This is a genomic window from Prevotella conceptionensis 9403948, from assembly GCF_000312305.1.
Taxonomy (GTDB): domain Bacteria; phylum Bacteroidota; class Bacteroidia; order Bacteroidales; family Bacteroidaceae; genus Prevotella; species Prevotella conceptionensis.
In genome coordinates this window covers 1-1149 of the sequence record NZ_HE999482.1, presented here as the reverse complement: position 1 = coordinate 1149, position 1149 = coordinate 1, and the positions used below count along the sequence as shown (strand labels likewise).

Genomic DNA, 1149 nt, shown 5'->3' with positions numbered 1-1149 from the left:
CACTTGTACCTCGCCTGTGCCTTTCTTAGAGCATTGCAACAGCGTGTTGTCGGCATTGCGGATAAGCAGGCTATCCACAAGGTCGAAGTTGTTGTTGGCGGCAGGCACGCTCACCTCGGTAAGACTTTTAAGGTGGGCAAAAGCCCCTTCGCCAATCTTTTCTACCGATGCAGGCAGGTTCACGCGGCGTATGTTCGTGCCTACAAAGGCACATTGGCCAATGCTTTTCAGGCCTTCGGGCAGGTCGGCCTTGCAAAGCGAATTGGTGTAGGCAAAGGCATACGCCCCCACATCTTTAAGTGTGGTGGGGAAATATACGTGGGTTACGTAAGTAAACCCCTGCAACCAATGCGCCGGAATGCGCTCCACCTGTGCCTCTTGCAGGTTGATGCTGTGCAAATCATCCAACAAACTGGGCCGGGCAAGCTTGGCAATAAAACGCATGTCGGCATCGTTTAGCGGTCCGATAACGCGTAATCCCTGATGCTCGTCGGGGTTGGCCTCGGCAAAAGCCTGCTCCAACGTGCCCGCTTTGGTTACTTGCAAGGTGGTTTGGTTAAAGTAAGGATCCTTGTCGCTGTACTTTCCTTTTTGCGCCATTACGTTCAACGTGCAGGCGATGCAAAACAATTGCAGTATAAATTTTCTCATAAGGTGTAAATATTTAGGTGTGATATGTTATGCAGTTATCATGACAAGGTAAGCGAAAGGGGCCTGAGCGGCATGCGATGTTGCCGTTCAAGCCCCTCTATGAGCCTTTATTTCACAAATGCCTTTCGTTGGCTTTTTGCCTTATGGTCGGTGAGCGAAGCCCAGGTTTCGTTGTCGTGGTAAGGCTTTTTGTCGCCGTTTGGCACTTCCAGCTTGGGGTTCGTGCCAATGTTTGCGAATGCTTCTGCGTGGCACCTAGGCGGTGTTGCGGCATGTATCTCGATGGTTTTCAGCCCATCGGAGAGGTCGAACACGCCTCGCCCTACATATTCAAGGTTGGCAGGCAGCACCACCCTGCGCAGCGAATAGCAAGCGTAGAAGGTGCAATCTTCCAGTCGGCTAATGCCTTCGGGCAGCACGGCCTCTTCGATGTCGGTGTAATAAAAGCAGTTGTAGCCGATAGCCCTCACCGTTGAAGGGATGTTTACGTGCTGAACG

The 1149-nt window shown here is 52.0% G+C and carries 2 protein-coding genes; both read right to left on the bottom strand.

Features of this window, described 5'->3' with window-relative positions:
* Positions 1-651: leucine-rich repeat domain-containing protein (locus BN93_RS15815; protein ID WP_157462919.1), on the bottom strand; the 651-nt coding region annotated here is incomplete at its 3' end.
* 107 nt (positions 652-758) lie between these two features.
* The coding region (locus BN93_RS15810) for a leucine-rich repeat domain-containing protein (RefSeq protein WP_044261173.1) at positions 759-1149 on the bottom strand (391 nt) is incomplete at its 5' end.